This window comes from Bordetella muralis, assembly GCF_965139205.1.
Classification (GTDB): Bacteria; Pseudomonadota; Gammaproteobacteria; order Burkholderiales; family Burkholderiaceae_B; genus Bordetella_A; species Bordetella_A muralis.
On record NZ_CBCSIU010000021.1, the window covers coordinates 16,996 to 33,474 of the forward strand.

13 protein-coding genes are annotated in these 16,479 nt (G+C 58.7%); 4 read left to right on the forward strand and 9 right to left on the reverse strand.

Features of this window, described 5'->3' with window-relative positions:
- Position 1 precedes the first annotated feature (1 nt).
- From ACNA0I_RS22165 to ACNA0I_RS22200, 8 genes are read right to left on the reverse strand one after another with little or no spacing between them, the layout of a single operon-like run.
- Positions 2-991, reverse strand: a complete 990-nt coding sequence (locus tag ACNA0I_RS22165; RefSeq protein WP_415808195.1) for an NAD(P)H-dependent flavin oxidoreductase — start codon at positions 989-991, stop codon at positions 2-4.
- Positions 992-1,004: 13 nt separating this feature from the next.
- Positions 1,005-1,817, reverse strand: coding sequence for an SDR family NAD(P)-dependent oxidoreductase (locus ACNA0I_RS22170; protein WP_415808196.1), 813 nt, complete (start codon positions 1,815-1,817; stop codon positions 1,005-1,007).
- 47 nt (positions 1,818-1,864) lie between these two features.
- A complete protein-coding gene (locus ACNA0I_RS22175) occupies positions 1,865-2,656 on the reverse strand; it encodes an enoyl-CoA hydratase/isomerase family protein (RefSeq protein ID WP_415808197.1) in 792 nt (263 codons plus the stop codon).
- Positions 2,657-2,666: 10 nt separating this feature from the next.
- Positions 2,667-3,824: a thiolase family protein gene (locus ACNA0I_RS22180; RefSeq protein ID WP_415808198.1), complete on the reverse strand. Its 1,158-nt coding sequence runs from the start codon at positions 3,822-3,824 to the stop codon at positions 2,667-2,669.
- Positions 3,821-4,210, reverse strand: a complete 390-nt coding sequence (locus tag ACNA0I_RS22185; protein ID WP_415808199.1) for a Zn-ribbon domain-containing OB-fold protein — start codon at positions 4,208-4,210, stop codon at positions 3,821-3,823. The genes ACNA0I_RS22180 and ACNA0I_RS22185 overlap by 4 nt, the downstream gene beginning before the upstream one ends.
- 38 nt (positions 4,211-4,248) lie before the next feature.
- Positions 4,249-5,328, reverse strand: coding sequence for a CaiB/BaiF CoA transferase family protein (locus tag ACNA0I_RS22190; protein WP_415808200.1), 1,080 nt, complete (start codon positions 5,326-5,328; stop codon positions 4,249-4,251).
- Positions 5,325-7,454 (reverse strand): acetate--CoA ligase family protein, encoded by a 2,130-nt coding sequence (locus ACNA0I_RS22195; RefSeq protein WP_415808201.1) that lies wholly within the window; start codon positions 7,452-7,454, stop codon positions 5,325-5,327. Before ACNA0I_RS22195 ends, ACNA0I_RS22190 begins: the two co-directional genes overlap by 4 nt.
- 19 nt (positions 7,455-7,473) lie before the next feature.
- On the reverse strand, positions 7,474-8,625 hold the full coding sequence (locus ACNA0I_RS22200; protein ID WP_415808202.1) for an acyl-CoA dehydrogenase family protein: 1,152 nt from the start codon (positions 8,623-8,625) through the stop codon (positions 7,474-7,476).
- 185 nt (positions 8,626-8,810) lie between these two features.
- Here ACNA0I_RS22200 and ACNA0I_RS22205 point away from each other — a divergent pair, with 185 nt between their 5' ends.
- Entirely contained in the window at positions 8,811-9,800 is a 990-nt protein-coding gene (locus ACNA0I_RS22205) for a Bug family tripartite tricarboxylate transporter substrate binding protein (protein WP_415808203.1), read from the forward strand.
- 89 nt (positions 9,801-9,889) lie between these two features.
- On the opposite strand, the gene soxR is transcribed toward ACNA0I_RS22205, so the two are convergent.
- Positions 9,890-10,366: a redox-sensitive transcriptional activator SoxR gene (soxR, locus tag ACNA0I_RS22210; RefSeq protein WP_415808204.1), complete on the reverse strand. Its 477-nt coding sequence runs from the start codon at positions 10,364-10,366 to the stop codon at positions 9,890-9,892.
- A 160-nt stretch (positions 10,367-10,526) separates the two neighbouring features.
- Between soxR and ACNA0I_RS22215 the strand changes: the two genes are divergently transcribed.
- Genes ACNA0I_RS22215 through ACNA0I_RS22225 form a run of 3 tightly spaced genes read left to right on the forward strand, consistent with a single transcriptional unit; the run spans position 10,527 to position 16,446 of the window.
- Positions 10,527-11,759 (forward strand): efflux RND transporter periplasmic adaptor subunit, encoded by a 1,233-nt coding sequence (locus ACNA0I_RS22215; protein WP_415808238.1) that lies wholly within the window; start codon positions 10,527-10,529, stop codon positions 11,757-11,759.
- Positions 11,760-11,771: 12 nt separating this feature from the next.
- Positions 11,772-14,978 (forward strand): efflux RND transporter permease subunit, encoded by a 3,207-nt coding sequence (locus tag ACNA0I_RS22220; protein ID WP_415808205.1) that lies wholly within the window; start codon positions 11,772-11,774, stop codon positions 14,976-14,978.
- Complete coding sequence (locus ACNA0I_RS22225) at positions 14,971-16,446, forward strand: efflux transporter outer membrane subunit (protein ID WP_415808206.1); 1,476 nt, start codon at positions 14,971-14,973, stop codon at positions 16,444-16,446. Before ACNA0I_RS22220 ends, ACNA0I_RS22225 begins: the two co-directional genes overlap by 8 nt.
- Positions 16,447-16,479 lie beyond the last annotated feature (33 nt).

Consider the following 16,479-nt stretch of genomic DNA (forward strand, 5'->3'; position numbering starts at 1 on the left):
GCTAAGGGCAGCCATTATTTTGACAGAATTGCTCATGCCAGCGTCGTTCCGTCTCTTGTACGAGTTGTGCAATGGCGGCGGCCACAGGTTCGCGCTGCCGGACAAATCCGACGGACTGCCCCAGCGACAATAGACCCGTATCAGGGTCTCCGGCATCATAGGCTGCCGTCTTTCCCAAGGTGCCGCGTATCAGTTCGCCAAACCCATCGTAGTCCGCCACACCCTGGGCTTCCAAACACAATACCTGTTTTGCTGTCTCGTTGTGCAACACTCGCCACGGGTGCTTGACCGCACGAAGGACTTGAACGCTATCGTACGAACCGCTCTGAATAATGCGCGCCTTCACCGCTGCGTGGCTGCTTATTTCGTCGCACGCCAGCAAGCGCGTACCTATCACGACGCCTTCGCAGCCCAGCGCCAATAATGCCGCGATCTGCCGGCCATGGCCGACCCCTCCGCCCAGCGCAAGCGGAACGGAGAGCTTCTCAAGTGCATAAGCACACGAGAGAAAGGCCGACTGCTCGTGCATACCCGGATGGCCCCCGGCCTCCATACCGACGATAGCAACCGCGTCGGCGCCATGCTGCTCGGCCTTGACTGCATGCTCCGCAAAACCGACCTTATGAATGAGTACCCCGTTCGCGTCGTGAATGCGATCAAAGCATTCCAGGCATGCGGAGCCGACCGTTTCGAAGTGACGTACGCCTGCATCCAGTGCCATATCCAACTGCCGCCTTAGCGTCACATTGGCGGCACTCCTCTGACTGGCGGTCAGATTGATTCCGAAAGGCAGACCTTCACAGAGTTGTGAGCACAACGCCAATTGCCGCTCGTACTCCGCGTCGCAGGCAAAAGAGCGAGGCGTCATAAACGCCATCCCTCCGGCACGTACGACCGCCGCTACATAACGGGCATCTGAAAGCCACATTAAACCGCCCGCAAAAATAGGCAGGCGGATGCCAAACAAGCGGGACAACCGAGTCGACCACATAAGCACGGCACAATCAAATCATGACGAATCCGCCGTTCACTCCGATGCTCTGCCCCGTCACATAGGCTGCGCGATCCGAGGCGAGCAAACACACCATAGGTGCGATGTCTTCGGGTTTGCACAATCTTTGCAATCCGGTGGCGATCGGATAGGCCTTGAGCATTTTCCCTAATCGCTCATTATTTTCCGGAGTTGCCTCCGGGCTCAGAGCGCCGGACTTTATGCCCTCATGCGACACTGCGCCCAGCGCAATCGTATTGACGTTAATACAGTCCCGGCCATGTTCCTGGGCAATCGCTTTGGCAAAACCGAGCATGGCAGCCTTTGCTCCGGAATACACAGCCAGGCGCGCTTCGCCCGCTCGTCCCGCCTCGCTCATGATGTTGACGATCTTGCCCCACCGGCGCGCCTTCATTCCCGGAAGCACTTTATTAACGCAATACAACATTCCCCAGATATTGAGATCGATGATCTCCTTCCAGTCGGCCACCGTGGTTTCGAGAAACATCGGCGCTATTCCCCCCTTGGTGCGGCGTGCCACCGTCACACCGGCATTGTTCACGAGGATGTCGACGGGGCCAAGCAAGGAGACGACCTTGTCGAACGCAGCGTCAATATCCGCATTATTGGTGATGTCCGCCGGCGCCGCTATTGCTGTGCCGCCTGCATTGCGGATCTCTTCAACAACCGCATCGGCACGCTCGGGAAAAAAGTCGTTGACAGCGACCTTCACTCCCTCTTCGGCGAGTTGCAGGCAGATGCGGCGGCCTACGCCTTGCCCACCGCCAGTCACGAAAGCAACCTTATCGCTGATCTTCAAATCCATACTGCTTACCTCTACCTGTTTTAATTCGTTAGAGCTGCAGGGCTAAATCACACGCCTTGAAATTGAGGCGTACGCTTTTCCACAAAAGCCCTCATTCCTTCTTTCCTATCTTCGCTGCTCACGACGATTGCCGCGGCATAGCGTTCATATTCCAGTCCCGACTCGAGATCGACTCTCATGCCCTGATTGATGGCTTGCTTGATAAAGCGAATCGACAAGGGCGCATTGGCGGAGATCTGGTTGGCAAGCTCAAGCGCTCTTGGCAACAGATCCGTCAGAGGAACCACTTCATTGACCAGGCCGATGGACAGCGCTCGTGCCGCTGTGATGTGTTCGCACGTGAACATCAATTGCTTGGCCAGGGCAGTGCCGATCATGCGCGGCAGGCGTTGGGTGCCGCCGGCGGCGGGCAAGGCGCCTAGCCGGGCCTCGGGTAATCCGAGCTTTGCATGTTCCGCCGCAATCCGAAGATCAGCGCATAGCGCTAGTTCCAGACCACCGCCAAGCGCAACGCCATTGATCGCGGCAATAACAGGAACTTCGATCGCCTCAATCGCGCTGAACAGCTGATGGGTCGCCTTTTGCCCGGCATGATAGGCCGGCAGTGTTAACGCACGCGAGACACGCTCCTTGATGTCGGCACCGGCACAAAATGCCCGCTCTCCCGTTCCGATGATTACCACAGCACGAATACTCTCGTCATTGCGAATGCGTTCGGTAAACACATGGTGCAGATCTTCTTTCATCGAACCGCCCAGCGTATTCATCCGCTCGGGCCGATTGAGCGTGACGATGGCGATAGCGCCATTGATGTCGAGTTGCAGGGTGTCGTAGTTCATTTTTTCTCCCTCAAGGTTTTGCCAGAACATGCGCGACGGCGACCGTGCCGAGTCCCACCATGTGCGCCATTGCGAAGCGTGCTTGCGTATGCTGGCGGCCCGTTGCCTCGGCTCGCATCTGGCGCGTAATCTCGGCGATCTGGCCCAGGCCTGTCGGACCTAGCGGATGCCCCATGCCAAGCAGTCCGCCCGACGCATTGATCGCGCACTCGCCGCCGATACTCGAGGCTCCCCGGTTCAGGTAATGCGCACCCTCGCCCGGCTCGCACACGCCGATGGCCTCGCTATAGACCAGTTCCTCGACGCTGAATGCGTCATGCAGCTCAACCACATCGAGATCTTTCGGGCCGATACCCGCTTGTTCGAGCGCCATTCGCGAGGACCGGGTAACCACGTCAATCACCGACGGCGTACCGTTCTCATCGCCGCTTGCAAGCCCTTCGCTATTGGACACCGAAGAGAGCACACGAATGGCTCGCTGTTTGTCCAAACCGTACCGCTTGATAGCTACGGGCGAAGCCACAATGACAGCTGCCGCACCTTCCCCGCGCGGCGTGCACTGCAACGACGTCAGGTCACCACAGATCTTGGGCGAATTCATCACCTGTTCGAGCGTGCGTACCTTGCGAAATTGCGCATACGGATTGAGCGATGCATTGCGATGATTCTTGACCGCGACACGAGCAAGATCCTCGGCAGTCAGTCCGTAGGTCTGCATGCAACGACGCACCATCAAAGCGAACTTGACCAACGGAATGGAAGCCGTCGGACTCAGCGGCACCAGTCCGTCCTTATTGGCAGCGCGCCGGCCATCGCCGAACTTATCAACACCGACAGCCAGCACCAGATCCTTTTCACCGGACGCCACTTGCAAGCATGCGATGCGAAAAGCCGTGGAACCCGATGCCGAGGCATTCTCAACTTGTTCTACTTCCAACCCTGTAGAGCCCAGGTGCTTGAGCATGACACGCCCGGCCGCCATGCCGATCGCGGCAGTCCCCACGACAGCGCCATCCAGATCGGAAAACTTCAGGCCAGAATCGGCGAGCGCTTCTCGAACGGCCGTGAGACCCAGCACGGGATAGGGTGTCTCAGTCGGAAACTGATATTTGTGCATGCCGATCCCGACCACATGTACGGGATGCTCCTTCAATAGCGTGCCATTCATGCCTTGTCTCCCACACCACCGACCACCGGCACGAAACGCCAGCGCCATTGATCTTTGCTGTCCTTGTATGCCTGCGGCTCCATTTGCTGTCCCAGACACAGTTCAGATTCGTCAGCGACATGAATCAAAGCCTCTTCGACAACCCCCGGCGCCAACTCGACCTCGCCGATCACGCATGGCACATCCAGTTCTGGCGTCAGAGCCGTATATAGCGTGACGTAGTTGCGCAGCACGGCCGGCGCGGGCGGACTGACAGGACGCAGCAGCGCGGCGCCACACTGCCGGCACCCATACGCCTGGGGCGGATAGGTATAGGTTCCGCACGCCTCACAATGTCCTATCGCAAACATGGCCGGTTGGACGGAGGTATCGATAGTCTCGTTCATGGATTTCTTTCGATCGATAGTGTTGAATCAGGGCCTGGCTACATGCCGGCAAGCCGAACGGGAAAACGGGCAAGCGGTCCGCGTGGCGTGTCGACAAAAAGTCCGCGCGCTTTGAACTGCGCGTTTTCGTGCAACATCAAGGGGCTTTCCACCAGGCTGACAGGCACATCGGCCGCCTCCAGCCGCGCGATCGCCTCCGCCGAAGACCAGCGAGCAATCGCTCGCCCAATCGCACGGTTGATGGCATCCGTGTGCTGCGCCCGGTATGGATAACTCTCGAAAACACCGTCGGCAAAATCGTCAAGATCCAACGTTCGGACCAACGCTTGCCAAAAATGCATTTCCAGCGCCGCAATCGTGATGGCTTGATCGTCGCTGCAGCGAAAAACGCCGTAACCTGGCCGCTTCTGGATTTTCGAAATCGATGCCCGGGCGTTGTCAGGATCGCTATTTCTCAAGACCGGGATACGCACATTGCACCAATGCGCCGCGCAATCCGCCATCGACACATCCAGATGCTGGCCACGATTCGTGCGCTCGCGTTGAAACAGCGCCGTAGTCAGTGCGGCCAGCGCATAGACACTCGCCCCGACATCGGCGTAGGGCACACCCATAAAGGGCGCAGGATTGGCCTCGGTCATGCTCAGCGCCACAATGCCGGCCGACGCGAGATAGTTCATATCGTGGCCCGAGCGCTGTCTCCAGGGACCATCAGATCCATATCCGCTGACGGACACATAAATGAGCCTTGGATGACGCGCCAGCATGTCCGCCGCCCCCAGACCCAGCTTCTGCATGACACCGGGGCGATAGTTTTCCACCAGCACATCAGCCCCGTCGAGCAGACGCAACACTTGCTCGCGATCATGCTCATCTTTCAAATTGAGCTGCATAGATCGCTTGCCGCGGTTCAAGGCATCAAACAGCGACGGCGACATGACACGCAGATTATCGCCATGCGGCGGGCGTTCGATCTTTATGACATCCGCACCCATCTCCACAAGACTCTGCGTCATGAACGGGCCGGGTACGAGCTCGCTGAAATCGAGCACCTTTACCCCAGCCAACGGTTTCTGATCCGGCACTGACGCGAGCGCCGTGGCGTTCCAATGCATCATCTGCGCGCCGCCTCATCGTCTGACTGACGCCCCACGATGACAGCATCGAGTACATAAGCTCCTTCGCCCTTAGGGCCGACCCAAACGGGATTCAGATCAATCTCATCGATGGCATCTGCATGACGCCCGACAAAATCCGAGACTTTCATCAACACATCGATCAGTGCTGCGACATCCGCCGACGGCCCGCCTCGCACGCCCTCGAGCAAAGCACTGCTGCGGATTTCTCCCAACATCGCGGTCGCCTCTTCGCGTTGCAGGGGCAGCAAACGACGAGTGACGTCTTTGAATACCTCGACATAGATGCCGCCCAAGCCAAACGTGATCACATGACCAAAGACGGGATCACGGGATACGCCAATCAGCACCTCGACCCCGCCGGCCGGCAACATCTCTTCGATCAGTAAACCGTCTACCTTTGCGCCTGGCGCATGCCGGTGGACGTTTTCCATAATCGTGTTCCAGGCCTCGTGGACGGCGCCTGCGTCGCGCAGATTCACGAACACGCCCCCGATATCGCTCTTATGCGTCAGCGTCGCGCTGGACACCTTGGCAACGACAGGAAAGCCGATTGCCGCCGCTTCTCGCACCGCTTCCTGCGCCGACGTTGCGAGCGCCGAGCGCGGCACAGGCAGGCCATTTTCGGCCAGCCAGCTTTTGGCGTTCCCCTCGCTGAGACTCAATGGCGTTGCGCCTTGTGGTGCAGCGCGGCCCAACGTCGGCCACGGTTTCCAATGCTGCGGGTGCGTCTGCGTCCGCCATTTTCCATAATCCATCCAACGGCGCACCGCCTTGACCGCCTTGCCTATGCTCTTGGCAGGCACAATCCCGTCTTCGGCGTACATAGAAAACGCCTTGCCGTTGCGGTCCGACATCCAGATCGGCAGGATCGGCACGGGACTTTCTTTCTGTACGCGGCTGACCGCCTGTGCCATCTTCTCCGTCGTCGTGCCATAGTCGATCGTCACCGGCAGCAATACCAGTGCCACGCCCGGATCAGAACAAACCGCGAGCAAGGTGCTGTCCATCAATTGCTCGTTAGACAGTACGGCGGTTGTCGTATCAACCGGATTGCCGATTGCCGCATACCCCGGCAGCAACGCTGCCAGTCGTTCCACTGTTGCCGGTGCAAATTCCGTGAGACGTACGCCGCGCTGCCCGACGATATCCGCGGTCAGCGCCGCTGCACCCCCGGAAGAACAATAAATCGCGATGTCGCTGCGGCCATCCGGCATATGCCGGTTGAGCAGCCAGCCCACATCAATGAGCTCGTCGATATCATCGACCTCGATGACGCCCAATTGCTTCAGCGCCGCCGAGTTCACCTCGGCGGCACCCGTGATGGAAGCAGTATGCGATGCGGCAGCGCGTTGCCCATACTCGGATCGGCCGACCTTCAGCGCAACAACCGGTTTGCCATTTCGTGCAGCCTTCTGTAGCGCGGCGACGAACTTTGCTCCATCCTTGATGCCTTCGACCAGCGTGAGAATCACCTTGATATCGGGTGCATCCGCCATGTAGTCAATAAAATCCGCGACTTGCAGATCCGCTTCGTTGCCAGACGAACTCCATAGCGCCACCCCGATGCCGCGCTCCATCGCCTGCATCAGATTGCGGCCGAGTCCGCCGCCTTGTGTGGCGATACCCAGCGGGCCGGGCCGAAGGTCATGCGGAAAGGAGGGCGAAAACGTCATGCCCAGCCGGGCGTTGATATTGCATGCACCGGGACAATTCGGGCCGTAGATACGCATGCCCGACTGAGCGGAGATCTGTTTGATCTGCGCTTCCAGGCGTTGTCCTTGCTCACCCGCCTCGCCGAAGCCCGAGCTCAAGACGACAGCAAACTTCACGCCTTTCTCCGCACATTCCTGCAAGACCTGGACTGCCGATTGCGCCGGGATCACGACAATAGCGACATCAGGCGTCTGCGGCACATCGACGATGCTCGCGTAGCAACGCTGGCCCCGCAGCTCGCTGCGTGTCGCGCTGACCAGATAAATACTGCCGTCGTAGCGCGAATGATCGAACAGATTTTCCAGTGTCCGTGCGCCAATGGAGGCAGGCTTGTCTGAGGCGCCGATCACGGCGATCGAACGGGGATTGAAGAGGTAATGCAGTTCGTTCATGAATGACTCCTCTCTCGCCTCAGGCAATAGCATTGATGCCGAGAATCTCGCGTCCGGCAATCAGCGTCTGAATCTCTGTCGTGCCCTCGGGAATCATGCCGCCGCGCGTGTCGCGGAAAATTCGCTCGATAGGGTAGTCCTCCGAATAGCCGAGGCCTCCATGGACTTGCAAAGCCATGTTCGCCACTTCATGTGCAGCCTCTGTCGCGTACAGCTTGGCGATCGAGCAGGCTTGGCGTACATCCTTTCCCGCCTCCAGCGCGTGTGCAGCGCGCATGCCGAGGGCGCGAGCTGCCTCGACCCGTACGGTCATATCGACGATGTGTTTTTGAATCAATTGAAAACTGCCGATCAGTTTGCCGAACTGTTTGCGCTGCTTGACATACTCCGTCGACAGATCGAGGGCTGACTGCGCCGCACCCACCGCGCCCATCGCAATGTTCAAGCGCGCTGCGTCCAGCCCTTTTAACGTACCGCTGAGCGCCGAGCCCTCTGCGCCTACGAGATTTTCCTTGGGAATGCGCACATCGTTAAAACCCAGCTCTGCAGTTCCCGTACACCGCAACACCATGGTTTCCAGCTTGCGCACATCGTAATTGGCGTGGGTGCGCTCGACGATGAACGTGGACAATTTTCCATCGCAATCAGGGCTGAACGTACGGGCTACGATCATCGCAACATCGGCGTTATATCCGTTCGTGATCCACAGCTTGCGACCGTTGAGCACCCATTGGCCATCCACCAGATCCGCACGAGTCTGAATACCTGCAATGTTCGAGCCCGTGTCGGGTTCGGTCAGCCCCGTGCACACCTTGAGCTTTCCGGCGAGAACCGGCTTCAGATACTTTTCCTTTTGTGCGGGCGAGCCATGCGTCGCAATACGCTTGATCGAACCATTGGTGATGTTGACCATCGTCCGTAGCGACAGCCAGTGATACCCCAGTTCCTCCATCATCATGGCCCACGTGGGCATATCGATACCGTGTCCCCCCTCGCTCTCGGGCAACGTGCCTCCGAGATATCCCAACTCTGCCAATTGAGGCATGAGCTCAAAAGGGAACGTCCGGGTCTTTTCGTGCGACGAGATCAATGGAACGACCTCTTTCACCATGAAGCGGCGAATGTTGTCTTTCAACGACTGCTGCTCAGGCGTCAGGTCAATCTGGCTCATCACCTAGTCTCCGTTCGTTCTCGGTAATCGTCGTTGAGTCCAGCACGCGGGCGCTTGCACATGCCGTATCGAGCGTGCCTTAAGTAGAAACGAGTATTGAATCAACTTCGGATTAATCTACGATATACCGAATACTACTTCGATAAGTCGTATTTGAAAACACCACCGACATGGAGACAAACCCTATGATTCGCACTTTGATAAAGGCTGGGTCAGTACTGGTAGCGTGCGCAGCGATGTGCAATGCGCCCGCATTCGCTCGTCAATTGCCGGACTACCCGTCGCGTCCCATCACCCTCATCGTGCCGTTCACCCCAGGGGGCGTCACCGACAACAATTCGCGCATATGGGCAAAGAAGCTTTCGGAATTACTGGGCCAGCCGGTCATCGTCGAAAACCGGCCCGGCGCCGGTGGAAACATAGGCAGCGAATACGCAGCAAAGGCCAAACCCGACGGCTACACGCTGCTGTATGCCACTCAAGGAACGATGGCGGCGAACAAGTTTCTCTATAAATCGCTGCCATTCGATCCTCTGAGCGATTTCGAGATGATTCACGGCATGTTTCGCACACCGCTTATTTTGGTGACCAACGCAAAGACGAATCTGAAAACGGTGCAGGATGTCATCAACTACACCAAACGGCCGAATGAAGAAACGTTCTTTGGATCCGCCGGTGCGGGAACGGGCACACACCTCACCGCCGAGTTATTTGCCAACATCACGCAGAGCAAAATGACTCATGTGCCCTACAAGGGCAGCTCGCCTGCCATCCAGGACTTGCTGGGCGGCCGCCTTGACCTGATGTTTGATTATGCGTCGGTCGTCGGGCCGCATATCAAGAGCGGCGCACTCAACGGTGTGACGTTGATGGCAGAGAAACGTCTGCCTATCCTGCCGGATGTTCCCACCATGGCGGAGCAAGGCTATCCCGATGGCTTGTCCTACTCATGGTCCGGTATCGTTGCCCCCAAGAATACGCCCGAGCACATCGTAAAGATCCTGGAAAAGGCGATCGGACAAATGCTCGACGACAAACAGTTGGTCGCGCAATTCGTCGAGACGGGCAGTGAGCCTTTCTATGGAATGGGCTCAACAAAATTCCACGACTTTGTGCAACAAGAACAGCATAAATGGGGGGCGCTCATTGCCAAGACAGGTGCCAGCATCCAGTGATGCCGGCCATGCATGCATGTCCGTCAGTGCGACGCGCTGCGTCGCTCTGGCACCCGCCTGATGGCACGCGGACACGCCACGACCGATAGTCAAGTTTCATCCCCCTCAGGCGTCAACTGATCGCCCAGCCACAATCTGGGACCCGGCCCTTTGCGGCCAATACTATCGGCGCGGTTGAACACGTTGCAGACCTTCATCGACAAGCAACCGCAGCCTATGCAGGACTCGAGGTTGCGGCGCAATTGCTTGAGCTCCTGTATACGCTCGTCCACGCGGCCGATCCAGACAGGCGAAAGACGGCTCCATTCTTCCCCGGTAGGGGCATGATGTTTGGGCAGCCCGTCCAGCTGGGCAGCGATTTCGTCCAGTTGAAACCCCAATCGCTGGGCAAACACGATATAAGCCACGCGCCGCAATGTCGACCGGCGATAGCGGCGATGACCGGATCCGCTGCGGGTGGACTCGATCAGGCCGAGCGATTCGTAATAGCGCAGGGCCGAGGCATTGACCCCACTGCGTTGCGCGATAAACCCTATTGGCAGCAAAGCATCATCCCGCTCGTCCATGTCGCAAACTCCATTTTGTCACTTGACTTAAAGTTGACTTTAACTTTGAAAATATATTCCTTCAACGAGTAAATCGGGGCGCGTCGCCCCGTGTGGCCATTGCGGCCACGCTCATTCCTGGAATGTGACGATGACATCGACGATCAGCCAGCCCTGGGTTATGCGACTGGGTATAGCGGCCATGACCATGGCCGCATCATTGGGCCTGGCCGCCTGCGAACAGGCTGGAGGCAAAGAACAGGCCGCGGAACCGCCCCCTGCCCAGGTGACCGTCGAACCTGTGCAGCAACGGCAAATCCAGCAATGGGACACCTTCAATGGCCGTATTGCCGCCAAGGAAAGCGTAGAAATCCGGCCACGCGTGAGCGGCTACATTGACGCCGTGAATTTCCAGGACGGGCATCCCGTACGCAAAGGACAGGTGCTCTTTACGATCGACGCACGGCCCTATCAGGCCGCGCTTGCCAGCGCCCAGGCGCAATTGCAGCATGCCAGAGCGGCAGCGGCCTTGGCCCGGACACAGGACAAGCGTGCCCGAGCACTGCTGCCGGACCGGGCTATCTCGGCAGAAGAAGCGGACAACCGGGCGGGCACGTTGGCGCAAGCGCTCGCCAACGTGCAGGCGGCGGAGGCGGCCCTGGCGAGCGCGCAACTGGACCTGGACTTCACCGCGGTACGCGCGCCGATCGACGGTATGGCCGGACGGGCGATGCTGACGACAGGCAATTTGGCGCAGGCCAATACGAGCGTTCTGACGACGCTGGTGTCACAGGATCCCGTTTATGTTTATTTCGATGCGGACGAACAAAGCCTGTTGCGCAATAAACAGATTGCCCGCACAGCCAACGACCGCGGCACAAACACCACCCTCGTACGGATCGGCCTGGCAAACGAAGACAGCTTTCCACACCAAGGTACGGTGAGCTTCACCGACAACCGCCTCGATCCACAGACCGGCACCCTCCGCGTGCGCGCCACGCTTCCTAATTCGCAGGGCCTGTTCACCCCCGGCATGTTTGCACGTGTACAGATGCAGAGCCCTGCCAAATTCAATGCCATACTGATCGACGACAAAGCGGTACTGACGGACCAGGACCGCAAGTACGCTTACGTAGTGGGCCAAGGCAACCGGGCGGAACGTCGCGAACTGCAGTTGGGCCGCCTGTTCGAGGGCCGGCGTGTTGTGGAATCAGGGCTGCAGCCGGGAGACCAAGTCGTCGTCGCGGGCATGCAGCGGATCTACTACCCGGGAATGCCACTGGCGCCCACCGCAAGAAACGGCAACGCCTCAGAAAAGCCCGCCTCGACAGATCGAGATCAAACACGAGACTCCGTCGCGCAGTTGCACATGGCGTCGTCCTCAGAAAAAACTGCTGCCGCAAATCGGCCATAAATCGAGGACGTCATGGATTTCTCAAAATTCTTTATTGATCGACCGATTTTTGCCATTGTGCTGTCGATCATCATGTTCGCCGTGGGCTTGATTGCCATCCCGTTGCTGCCCTCTGGCGAATATCCCGAAGTCGTCCCGCCCAGCGTCGTCGTGCGCGCAACCTATCCGGGCGCCAATCCCAAGGAAATCGCCGAATCCGTCGCCGTACCATTAGAAGAAGCCATCAACGGTGTAGAAGGGCTGATGTACATGAAGTCCGTCGCGGCGTCCGACGGCACCCTGCAAGTCGTCTCCACCTTCCGTCCCGGCACCGATCCGGACGATGCCACCGTACGCGTACAAAACCGCGTCAGCCAGGCACAGAGCCGCCTGCCCGAAGAAGTCCGCCAGTTCGGTATCACGACACAAAAGCAAACGGCGACGCCGCTGATGTACGTGGGATTAGCCTCTACCGATGGCCGTCTCGACACGCTGTACCTGCGCAACTACATCACGCTCAAGGTCAAAGACGAACTGGCTCGAATCCAGGGCGTCGGCAATGTCGGCGTCTATGGATCAGGCGACTATGCCATGCGCGTCTGGCTGGACCCCGACAAAGTCGCCGCCCGGCAACTTACGGCAAGCCAAGTCATTGCTGCCGTACGCGAACAGAACGTGCAAGTCTCTGCCGGCCAACTCGGTGCAGAGCCTAGCACCAAGGACACCGACAAACTCCTGTCCATCAACGTGCAAGGCCGGTTGAAAACCGAACAGGAATTTGGCGACATCATTCTGAAAACCGGTGCAGACGGCCAGGTCGTGCGTCTGTCAGATGTGGCTCGCATCGAGCTGGGCGCCAGCGACTACACCTTGCGGGCCTCATTGAATGGCCAGAATATGGCCGCACTGGGCATATTCCTCACGCCCGGTGCCAACGCCTTGAAGGTGGCAGAGGAGGTGTACCAGACCCTGGATCGCTTATCCCGCGATCTGCCCCAGGCCACCTCGTTCGAATACTTGTGGGACCCCACCGTATTCGTACGCGAATCCATCACGGCCGTTCAGCATACCCTGATAGAGGCAGTCATCCTGGTCGTGCTGGTCGTCATCGTGTTTTTACAGACCTGGCGCGCGTCGATCATCCCGCTGCTGGCTGTGCCAGTATCCATCGTAGGCACATTCGCGTGGCTGCTGCTGCTCGGCTATTCCATCAATACCCTGACCCTATTCGGCCTGGTCCTGGCCATCGGTATCGTCGTCGACGACGCCATCGTCGTCGTGGAAAACGTAGAACGCTTTATCGAAAAAGGCCACAGTCCGCGCGATGCCGCTCACCTCGCAATGAAAGAGGTGTCCGGCCCCATCATCGCCATTGCGTTGGTGCTGTGCGCCGTGTTTGTGCCGATGGCTTTCCTGGATGGGATCACCGGACAGTTCTACAAGCAGTTTGCGGTCACGATAGCCATCTCCACCGTGATCTCTGCCATCAACTCTCTGACGCTGTCACCGGCGTTGGCGGCAAAGCTGCTGCAAGGCCACGGCGCACGCAAAGATGGGTTGGCGCGCGCCATAGACTGGAGCCTGGGTTGGTTCTTCAAACGCTTCAATCGCGGGTTTGAGCGCAGCGCCCAGGCCTACGAGCATACCGTTGGCCGCTCGTTCAAAAAAAGAGGGCTCGTATTTGCCGTATACCTCGCGCTGCTCGCAGGCACAGCGGTACTTTTTAATAGCGTGCCGGGCGGATTCATCCCGATGCAGGACAAGCTTTATCTGTTTGCGGGCGCCAAGCTCCCCGAAGGCGCATCGCTGCGCCGTACCGACGATGTCACGCAGGAACTTACACGTCGCGCACTGCAGATAGACGGTGTGCAATCCGTCTCGGCATTCGCGGGCCTGAACGCCTTGCAAGCCACCAACACACCGAATCTGACCAGCGCCTATGTCGGCCTCAAACCATTCGGCGAGCGCGGTCGCGACGCCACTGAAATCAGCGCAGAACTCAACCATGCGTTGGCGGGAATGGAGGGAGGGTTTGGGTACGCACTCATGCCGCCTCCCATACAAGGCCTGGGCAACGGCTCAGGCTACTCGCTGTTCCTTGAAGACCGGGCAGGCCTGGGCTATGCAGCGTTACAACAAGCGATGAACGCCTTTCAAGCTGAAATCGTCAAGACGCCCGGCATGAGCTACCCCGTCAGCGCCTATCAATCCAACATCCCTCAACTGGAAGTCAAAGTCGATCGCACCAAAGCCAAAGCACAAGGTGTCGCGCTCAACGATCTCTTTCAAACGTTGCAGACGTATCTGGGGTCTGTCTACGTCAACGACTTCAACGCTTTTGGGCGCGTCTATCGCGTGATGCTGCAAGCCGACGCAGACTACCGGCAAACCGCTGAAGACATCGGGAAACTGCAAACGCGCAACAGCGACGGGCAAATGGTGCCTATCGCGTCCATGGTGACCGTGGTTCCCGCCTACGGCCCCGATCCGGTCATGCGATACAACGGCTTTCCTGCGGCGGACCTGATAGGCGATGCCGATCCACGGGTCCTGTCCTCGGCCGAAGTCCTGGCCAAGCTGCAAGACATTGCCCAGAGGACCTTACCGCGCGGCATTGAGCTGGCGTGGACAGAGATGAGTTATCAACAGGTTGAACAGAGCGATGCGGCAGCCGTCGTCTTCGCGCTGGCGGTGATGTTGGTCTTTCTCGTACTCGCCGCACTATACGAGAGCTGGACCATGCCGCTGGCTGTCATACTCATCGTGCCTGTGTGCATCTGCGCAGCGCTTTTCGGTGTGTGGTTATCCGGCGGCGACAACAACATCTTTGTGCAAGTCGGTCTGGTCGTCCTCATGGGATTGGCGTGCAAGAACGCCATCTTGATCGTGGAGTTCGCGCGTGAACTGGAAATGCAGGGCGCCAGTATCTGGGACGCCGCCCGCACTGCCTGCCGCTTGCGCCTGCGCCCCATCGTCATGACCTCGATTGCCTTTATCGCTGGTGCAGTACCGTTGCTGATCGGGCAGGGCGCAGGCGCCGAGGTGCGCGCGGCGACGGGCATCACGGTGTTCTCCGGCATGCTGGGCGTAACGCTCTTCGGCCTGTTTCTCACCCCCGTGTTCTATGTCACGCTACGCAAACTCAGCGGCACTCAGCTCAGGCCGCAGGACAATACAGCCATGCAGGCGGCGACGATTCAACGCCATCATCCAGAATCACCGGAGCACACTCATGGCTAAGTCTCTAACGGTGCGCAGTCTGACCGTCGCGTGCAGCCTCATCGTAACGGGTTGCACAGTTGGCCCGGACTTTCATAGCCCGGCAGCCTCCGTACCCACCTCGACGCAGTTCGCACGCTATGAGACCGGCGAAGCCGAACCATCTGGCAGCGTGAGCTTGCCGGTCTTCGATGTGCGTGACACAGGCTTCTGGACTCAGTTCGGCGACAAGCAGTTGAGCGCTCTCGTACAACAGGCCTTGAACGGCAACCGCGACTTGCATGCGGCCTACGCTCGATTGCAGGGCGCCGATGCTCTACTGAACGAAACGCAGTTCGATCGTTTTCCTACCGTGACCATGAACGGCGAAGCCGCTCAGCAAAAACTCAGCCAAGATCAACTGAGTCCCGGCCAGCCGCGCTCTACGCGCAGCTACAACGCCCAGATCCAGGCAAGTTGGGAATTGGACCTCTATGGTCGCGTGCGGCGTACGGTAGAAGCACAGCAGGCGCAGCAACAGATGACGCAAGCCGACCTGGCCGCACTGCAAGTCATCATCGCCGCTCAAGTCGCAGATACTTATACACAGCTGCGTGGCACACAACTGCGCACGCAGATCGCACTGTCGCACGCGCAGAACCAACGCGATACCGCACGTCTGGTAGAACGCCGGCTACATGCCGGGATGGGCACGGACCTGGACCAAAGTCGGGCACAGGCCCAGTTACAGAGCACGCTGGCGCGCCTGCCCGCGTTGCAGGCCCAGATCTCCGTACTGCAACACCGACTCGCCGTGCTGTTGGGTGAACCCCCAGAGAGCCTCATTGCACGGCTGGACGCGGTACAGCCCCTGCCACAAGTACCGCCCATGTTGGACCCAGGCACACCTGCAGAATTGTTGCGCCGTCGACCCGATATTGCGGCAGCGGAAGCGCGGTTGCACGCAGCCACCGCCCGTATCGGCATTGCCACCGCGGATCTCTTTCCGCGTTTATCGCTGGGAGGTCTATTAGGCAGTTTCGCCTTGAGCGGCCATAACCTGTTCAATGCCAATACAGAAACGAGCAATGTTTTTCTGGGCGTAGATTGGTCGTTTCTCGACATCGGCCGCGTGCGCGCCCGCATTGCCGCCAGCGAGGCGGGTGCTGCCGAGGCGCTGGCCAATTATCAACAGACCGTGCTGGGTGCTCTAGAGGAAACGGAGAACGCGTTGGTGCGTTTGAATAGAAATAGAGACGAACTGCAAACGCTGCAGGCCGCCGTACAGCAGCGCAACAAGGCAGAGCATCTCGCTCAACGCATGTACCAAAGCGGCACATTAGGCTTGTTCGAGGTGCTCGACGCCCAACGTGAACAATTGGACGCCCAAGACATGGCGGCCGAAAGCCAGATCAATGCCGTGCGTTCGAGTATTGCCCTCTATAAAGCGATGTCTGGGCGCTGGGATCAAGCGGCAGATCTGCAGCGATATGCCGACGTCCGAGGTTAAAAAAAGAGCCGCACATGGCGGCTCTTTTCACGA